Source organism: Streptomyces fuscigenes (assembly GCF_021556455.1).
Classification (GTDB): Bacteria; Actinomycetota; Actinomycetes; order Streptomycetales; family Streptomycetaceae; genus Streptomyces; species Streptomyces fuscigenes.
In genome coordinates this window covers 1-7764 of the sequence record NZ_JAKGCV010000267.1, presented here as the reverse complement: position 1 = coordinate 7764, position 7764 = coordinate 1, and the positions used below count along the sequence as shown (strand labels likewise).

Genomic DNA, 7764 nt, shown 5'->3' with positions numbered 1-7764 from the left:
CGGCCCGCGGGCGGCACCGCGGCGGCCGGACCGCGCGGCGGCCGGGACGTCCTCCCGGCCGCCGGCGGTGCCGGAGCCGGGCGGGGTGTCACCGGCGGGCGTCGTCGGCATCGGCGGGATCGGCGGCATCGGCGGTGGACCCTCCAGTCGAGACCGGCGGGGCACCAGGGCCCGCCGGTCAGGCATGCTCCGCGGCGAGCGAGCGCACGGCTTCCGCGAACGCCTCGCCCCGCTTGTTGTAGTTGGCGAACATGTCCATCGACGCGCAGGCCGGGGCCATCAGGACGGTGTCCCCCGGCCGTGCCAGGCGCGTCGCCTCGTGAACGGCCGCCGACATCGCCCCAGTGTCGGTCCGGTCGAGGTCGACCACCGGGACCTGTGGGGCGTGTCGCGCCAGCGCTTCCTTGATCAGCCCGCGGTCTGCGCCGATCAGGACCGCGCCGCGCAGCCGTCCGGCCGCCCCGGCGACCAGCTCGTCGAACGTGGCGCCCTTGGCGAGGCCGCCCGCGATCCACACGATCGGGTCGTAGGAGGCGAGGGACGCCTCGGTCGCATGCGTGTTCGTCGCCTTGGAGTCGTCGATGTACGTGACTCCGCCCACGTCGGCGACGTGCTCCATGCGGTGGGGGTCGGGGCGGAAGGCCCGCAGCCCGTCGCGGACCGCGGACGGCTCGACCCCGTAGGCGCGCGCGAGCGCCGCGGCGGCCAGCGCGTTGGCGACGTTGTGCGGCACCGCGGGCGAGATGTCGCCGACCTCGGCCAGTTCCTGCGCCTGGTGCTGCCGGCCCTCGACGAACGCGCGGTCGACGAGGAGCCCGTCGACGACGCCGAGCTGCGAGGGGCCGGGCGTGCCGAGGGTGAAGCCGATGGCCCGGCAGCCCTCCTCGACGTCGGCGGCGCGGACCAGGTCCTCGGTCGCCCGGTCGGCCGCGTTGTAGACGCAGGCGACCTGGTTGCCCTCGTAGATGCGGCCCTTGTCGGCGGCGTACGCCTCCATGGAGCCGTGCCAGTCCAGGTGGTCGGGTGCGAGGTTGAGGACCGCGCCGGAGTGGGCGCGCAGGCTCGGCGCCCAGTGCAGCTGGTAGCTGGAGAGCTCGACGGCGAGGACGTCGTACGTCTCGTCGCCGGTGACGGCGTCGAGGAGCGAGACGCCGATGTTCCCGACGGCGGCCGTGCGCAGGCCCGCCGCCGTCAGGATCGCGGCGAGCATCCGCACGGTGGTCGTCTTGCCGTTCGTGCCGGTCACGGCCAGCCAGGGGGCGGCGTCCGGTCCGCGCAGCCGCCAGGCCAGCTCGACGTCGCCCCAGATCTCGACGCCCGCGGCCGCCGCCGCCTTGAACAGCGGCTTGTCGGGGCGCCAGCCCGGCGCGGTGACGACCAGCTCGGTGCCTTCGGGCAGCGTGTCGCCGTCCCCGAGCCGGACGGTGACGCCGAGGCCGGACAGCTCGCCGGCCTGGGCGCGGGAACGCTCGTCGTCGCCGTCGTTGACGACGGTCACGGCGGCGCCGAGGCCGGACAGGACGCGCGCCGCGGGAACGCCGGAGACGCCCAGCCCCGCGACGGTGACGCGCCTGCCCCGCCAGTCGTCCGACGTCACTTCTGGGCCGCCCATCCGGCGTAGAAGAGTCCCAGTGCCACGATCACGCACATGCCCTGGATGATCCAGAAGCGGACCACGACAAGGACTTCGGACCACCCCTTGAGTTCGAAGTGGTGTTGGAGCGGCGCCATGCGGAAGACCCGCTTCCCGGTCATCCGGAACGATCCGACCTGGATCACCACGGACATCGTGATCAGGACGAACAGGCCGCCGAGTACCGCCATCAGGAACTCGGTGCGCGAGGTGATCGCGAGGCCGGCGAAGGCGCCGCCGAGCGCCAGCGAGCCGGTGTCCCCCATGAAGATCTTCGCCGGGGAGGTGTTCCACCACAGGAAGCCGAAGCAGGCGCCCATCAGTGCGGAGGCCACGACCGCGAGGTCGAGCGGGTCGCGCACCTCGAAGCAGGCGTTGGGGTTGGTCAGGGTCGCCGCGTTGGCGCACGACTCCTGGAACTGCCACAGCCCGATGAACGTGTACGCGCCGAACACCATCACCGACGCGCCGGTGGCGAGGCCGTCCAGGCCGTCCGTGAGGTTCACGCCGTTCGACATCGCCAGGATCATGAACAGCGCCCAGACCACGAACACCACGGGGCCGATCGACCAGCCGAAGTCCGTGACGAACGACAGCTTGGTCGAGGCGGGGGTGATCCCCCGGGTGTTCGGGTCCTGCAGCGCGAGCACCGCGAAGGCGATGCCGACGATGAGCTGTCCCGCCATCTTGGCCTTGGCGCGTAGGCCCAGGGACCGCTGCTTGACGATCTTGATGTAGTCGTCGAGGAACCCGACGAGGCCCATCCCGGTCATCAGGAACAGCACCAGGACACCGGAGAAGTGGAAGTCCTCACCCGTGAGCAGCTTCGCCGCGACGTACGCGATGAGCGTCGCCAGGATGAAGGCGATGCCGCCCATGGTGGGCGTGCCCTTCTTGCTGCCGTGCGTGCGCGGCCCGTCGTCCCGGATGAACTGCCCGTAGCCCTTCCTGGCAAGGAGCTTGATGAGCAGCGGGGTGCCGATCAGGGTCAGGAAGAGCCCGATGGCCCCCGCGAAGAGGATCTGCCTCATCGGCCGGCGACCTCGCCCTCGGCCCCGCCGTCGAGAAGGGCGAGGGCCACCCTCTCCAGCGCTGCCGACCTGGATGCCTTCACCAGCACGACGTCTCCCGGACGCAGTTCCCTGCGCAACAGGTCGATCGCCGCCCGTGCGTCGGACACGTGCACCGACTCCTCACCCCACGAACCCTCGTTGTAAGCGCCCAGTCGCAGCCAGGACGCTTCCCTGCCCCCGACCGCCACGAGCTTGTTGACGTTGAGCCGGACGGCGAGCCGCCCGATCGCGTCGTGCTCGGCGAGAGCGTCGTCCCCGAGCTCGGCCATCGGGCCGAGCACCGCCCAGGTACGGCCCCCCTCGGCACGTGCGGCGCCGCCCATGGCGACCAGCGCGCGGAGCGCTGCTCGCACGGACTCGGGGTTCGCGTTGTAGGCGTCGTTGACGATCGTCACGCCGTCCGAGCGCTCGGTGACCTCCATACGCCAACGGGAGAGGGTTCCCGCCGATCCGAGCGCTTCTGCGATCTCGTCGACGGACAGGCCCAACTCATGGGCGACGGCGGCCGCGGCGAGCGCGTTCGACACGTGGTGCTCACCGTACAGCCGCAGGGTCACCTCCCTGCACCCGGAGGGTGTCCGGAGCAGGAATGCGGCCTGTCCCGTGTCCGTGAGACGCACGTTCTCGGCGCGTACGTCTGCCTTGTCCGACTCGCCGAAGTACACGACGCGGGCCTTGGTGCGGGTGGCCATCTCCGACACGAGGGCGTCGTCCGCGTTCAGGACGGCCACGCCGCCCTCCTCCGCGGACGGCAGCGACTCGACCATCTCGCCCTTGGCGACGGCGATGTTCTCGCGGCTGCCGAACTCGCCGATGTGCGCGGTGCCCACGTTCAGCACGAGGCCGACGCGGGGCGGCACGAGGCCCGTCAGGTAGCGGATGTCGCCGATGTAGCGCGCACCCATCTCCAGGACCAGGTAGCGGGTGTCCTCCTGCGAGCGCAGCGCGGTGATCGGCAGGCCGATCTCGTTGTTGAGGTTCCCCTCGGGCCAGACGGTGGGCGCCTTGGTGCGCAGCAGCTGGGCGATCAGGTCCTTGGTGCTGGTCTTTCCCGCGGAGCCGGTGAGCGCCACCACGGTGGCGCCCAGGCGCTCCACGACGGCCTTCGCCAGCGCGCCCAGCGCCTCGACGACGTTGTCGACGACGATCGCGGGCACGCCCACGGGCCGGGTGGCGAGGACGGCGACCGCGCCGTCCTCGACCGCCCGGCGCGCGTAGTCGTGGCCGTCGACGCGCTCGCCGGCGAAGGCCGCGAAGAGGCTGCCCGGCGACACCTTGCGGGAGTCGTAGACGACGGGTCCTGTGACCAGCGTCTCCGGTGCCCCGGTGGATCCCGGATCCGGTATGTCGTGCGCCTGCCCGCCGACGATTTCGGCGACCTCGGCGAGGGAGAGGGTGATCACTTGGTCATCCCTGACTGTTGTTCCTGTGGCGACGGTTGTTCTCGTTGCAGGGCTCGGCGTGCAGCGAGCGGGCGATGGCTTCCCGCAGGACCTCCCGGTCGTCGAAGGGGCGCACGACGCCCGCGATGTCCTGGCCCTGCTCGTGGCCCTTGCCGGCGACGAGCACCGTGTCCCCCGGCTGGGCGCGGGCGACCGCGGTGGCGATCGCGGAGGCGCGGTCCGCGTCGAGCAGGACGGCCCCCCGCTCGTGGACGGGCACCTCGGCGGCGCCCGCGACCATCGCGGCGAGGATCGCGAGGGGATCCTCGGAGCGGGGGTTGTCGGCGGTCAGGACGGCCGTGTCGGCGAGCCGCGCCGCGGCCGCGCCCATGGGGCCGCGCTTGGTGGTGTCGCGGTCGCCGCCGCAGCCGAGGACGATGTGCACCTGGCCCTTGGTGACCTTGCGCAGCGAGCGCAGCACGGACTCGACGGCGTCGGTCTTGTGCGCGTAGTCCACGACGGCCAGGTAGGGCTGGCCGGCCTCGACGCGCTCCAGTCGGCCGGGCACGCCCGGCACCGCCGCCACGCCGTCCGCGGCGGTCGCCGGGTCGATGCCCGCGACGGCCAGCGCGACGACGGCCGCGAGCGTGTTGGCGACGTTGAAGGGGCCGGGCAGCGGCGCCTCGGCGTGCACCCGCACGCCGCCGGGGCCGACCACGGTGAAGGTCGAGCGGTGCGAGCCGACCTCGACGTCCTCGGCGCGCCAGTCGGCGTCGGGGTGGCCCTCGGCCGAGAAGGTGGTGATCGGCACGGACGCCTCGGCGATCAGCCGGCGGCCGTACTCGTCGTCGTGGTTCACGACGCCGCGGCGGCTGCGCTCGGGGGTGAACAGGCTCGCCTTGGCCTGGAAGTAGTCCTCCATGCCGGAGTGGAACTCCATGTGCTCCGGGCTGAGGTTGTTGAAGACGGCGACGTCGAAGACGCAGCCGTCGACCCGGCCGAGCACCAGGGCGTGGCTGGAGACCTCCATGGCCACGGAGGTGGTGCCGCGCTCGCGCATGACCGCGAAGAGCGCCTGGAGGTCGGTGGCCTCCGGCGTGGTGCGCTCCGACTTGATCCGCTCGTCGCCGACCCGCATCTCGACCGTGCCGATCAGGCCGGTCCGGTGGCCGGCGCCGCGCAGGCCGCCCTCGACGAGGTAGGCCGTGGTGGTCTTGCCGGAGGTGCCGGTGATGCCGATCTGGAGGAGGTCGTCGCCGGGGTGCCCGTAGATCGCGGCGGCCAGCTCACCCATCCGGGCGCGCGGGTCGGGCACGACGAGCACGGACAGGCCGGTCGCCGCGGCGCGCTCGCGGCCCGCGGGGTCGGTGAGGACGGCCGCGGCACCGAGCTCGGCGGCCTGCGCCGCGTAGTCGGCACCGTGGACGCGGGCGCCGGGCAGGGCCGCGTAGACGTCGCCGGGTCGCACGGCCCGGGAGTCGTGGGTGATGCCGGTGACCTCGCCCGGCCCGAGCGGGGCGCTCTCGCCGAGCAGCTTGCCCAGCTCGGCCAGCGGGCTCGGGCTCACCCGGGCGGGGCGTGGCGCCCCGGGCCTGCTGTCGGGGGCGGGCGCGGCGTCGGTCGGGTTCTGATCAGCGTGTTGCACGGCGGTGAGCGTACCCGCCTGTGCGGGGCCGCGGCCAAGCGAGGGCGATGCGCCGTCCGCGGGGGCCGGGCGGTCGCCGGGGGGTGTCGTGTTGATCGTCACTGGCGGTTCCTGGTGCCTTGAGGGTTCAGTCGCCGGATCCCGGGTCGAAGGTGACCGGCAGCCGCGCGGGGGCGCTGCCGGTGGGCGGGACCTGCAACGTCTTGAGGGAGAACTCCATGACCTTCTTGAAGATGGGACCGCAGATCGAGCCGCCGAAGTACGAGCCCGAGGTCGGGTTCTGGATGGCGCAGTAGACCGTGATCTGCGGCTTGTCGACGGGTGCGAACCCGGCGAAGGACGCGGTGTACCCACGGTAGCTACCGGTCTTCGGATCCACCCGGTTGGCGGTACCCGTCTTACCCGCTACCCGGTAGCCGGGGATCTGTGCCGAGGTGCCCGTGCCCTCCACGTTGCCGACCACCGACTCCAGCATGGTGCCGACGGTGCGGGCGGTCGACGCGCTGACGACGCGGCTCTTCTTCGGCGCCGGCGCGGGCGTGAAGCGGCCGTCCGGGCCGCGGGTGCCCTTGATCAGCGTGGGCTGCACGCGGACCCCGCCGTTCGCGATGGTCGAGTACACGGATGCCGCCTGCAGGGCGTTGAGCGAGAGCCCCTGGCCGAAGGGGACGGTGAACTGCTGCGAGGTCGACCAGTTCCCCGGCTTGGCCAGCAGCCCCTGGGTCTCGCCGGGGAAGTCGAGGCCGGTGGGCTGCCCGATGCCGAACCTGGTCAGGTACGAGTAGAGCACCTTGTTGGCCTGGGCCTGGGTCTTGCCGAGGTGGCCCGCCGCCTCGATGGTGCCGATGTTGCTGGACTTCGCGAGCACGCCGTTGAGCGTGAGGTACTCGGTCGCGTGGTCGATGTCGTCGTGGAAGAGCCGGTCGCCCCGGTGGAGGCGGTTCGGCACGACGACGTGGGTGAGCGGTGTCGCGGCCTTCTGCTGGAGCACCGCGGACATGGTCATGATCTTCGCGACGGAGCCGGGCTCGTACGCGTCCTGGAGGGCGGCGTTGCCCAGGTTCGCCGGGTCCGCCTTCGTCAGGTCGTTGGGGTCGAAGCCGGGCGCGTTCGCCATGGCGAGCACCTCGCCGGTGCGCGCGTTCTGGACGACGACGTAGCCGCGGTCCGCCTTCGACTTCTTGACCTGGGACGCGATCGCCTGCTGGGCCTCCCACTGGATGTCGCGGTCGATGGTCAGCTGGACGTCGGTGCCGGGCACGGCGGGCTTCTCGCTGGAGCTGCCGGTGGGCACGCGGCGCCCGCCCGACTGGGTGTACGAGATCTCCCCCGTGCGCCCGGCGAGCTGCTTGTCGAGCATCGACTCGATGCCGCCCGCGCCGTGGCCGGTGCCGTTGACGAAGCCCAGTATCCCGGCGGCGAGGTCGCCGTTCGGGTACACCCGCTTGCTGGACTCCTCGTCGAAGACGCCCGCGAGCGGATTCGTGCCGGGGCCGCCGGCCGCCGCGTCCTTGCTCGCCTTGGTGGCGAGCACGCTCTTGAGGTCCTTGATCTGGTTCCAGACCTGGGGCGTCTGTCGGGAGGCCAGCAGGGTGTAGCGGGAGTTCGGCGTCCTGAGCTTCTTGACCAGGGTCGCCCGGTCGGCACCGAGCACCGGGGCGAGCAGGGCCGCGGCCCGCTCGGGGGTGTCGGTCGCCTTGCTGAAGGCCGGGGCGAACATCGACGGGTCGGCGGTGATGTCGTACGCGTCGTCGCTGGCGGCCAGCGGGACGCCGGAGCGGTCGGTGATCTCGCCCCGCTCCGCCGCGATGGTGCTCTTCAGGACGCGGTTCTGGTCCGCCTTGGTGGTGTAGGCGCTGGCGTCCACGGCCTGCACCTGGAGCAGTCGCACGGCGAACACCAGCACGACGAGCGAGAGGCCGAAGGCCACGAACCGCAGCCGCGGCTTCGGGCTGCCGAGCTTCAGCCGGCGCGACGCGCGCGGCGGCCCGGGCCGCCCGGTGCGGCGCCGCGCGGGCGGCCTGCCGCCAG

The 7764-nt window shown here is 72.5% G+C and carries 5 protein-coding genes; all 5 read right to left on the bottom strand.

The genetic code is table 11. The features are described from left to right. Window positions 1-178: 178 nt before the first annotated feature. Window positions 179-1612, bottom strand: coding sequence for a UDP-N-acetylmuramoyl-L-alanine--D-glutamate ligase (gene murD, locus L1885_RS19520; protein ID WP_235798450.1), 1434 nt, complete (start codon window positions 1610-1612; stop codon window positions 179-181). Continuing rightward, window positions 1594-2664: a phospho-N-acetylmuramoyl-pentapeptide-transferase gene (gene mraY / locus L1885_RS19515; RefSeq protein WP_235798449.1), complete on the bottom strand. Its 1071-nt coding sequence runs from the start codon at window positions 2662-2664 to the stop codon at window positions 1594-1596. Before mraY ends, murD begins: the two co-directional genes overlap by 19 nt. Then, window positions 2661-4109 carry a UDP-N-acetylmuramoyl-tripeptide--D-alanyl-D-alanine ligase gene (locus L1885_RS19510; RefSeq protein ID WP_235798448.1) on the bottom strand — a complete coding sequence of 483 codons (1449 nt, stop codon included), beginning with the start codon at window positions 4107-4109 and terminating at the stop codon, window positions 2661-2663. The genes mraY and L1885_RS19510 overlap by 4 nt, the downstream gene beginning before the upstream one ends. Window positions 4110-4113: 4 nt before the next feature. Beyond that, on the bottom strand, window positions 4114-5835 hold the full coding sequence (locus L1885_RS19505; protein WP_372481980.1) for a UDP-N-acetylmuramoyl-L-alanyl-D-glutamate--2,6-diaminopimelate ligase: 1722 nt from the start codon (window positions 5833-5835) through the stop codon (window positions 4114-4116). 25 nt (window positions 5836-5860) lie between these two features. After that, a partial coding sequence (locus tag L1885_RS19500) for a peptidoglycan D,D-transpeptidase FtsI family protein (RefSeq protein WP_235798446.1) occupies window positions 5861-7764 on the bottom strand: 1904 nt, incomplete at its 5' end.

Coding starts and splice junctions, on each gene's coding strand:
- mraY (WP_235798449.1), bottom strand. CDS start 2,664: ATGAGGCAGATCCTCTTCGCGGGGGCCATCGGGCTCTTCCTGACCCTG.
- murD (WP_235798450.1), bottom strand. CDS start 1,612: ATGGGCGGCCCAGAAGTGACGTCGGACGACTGGCGGGGCAGGCGCGTC.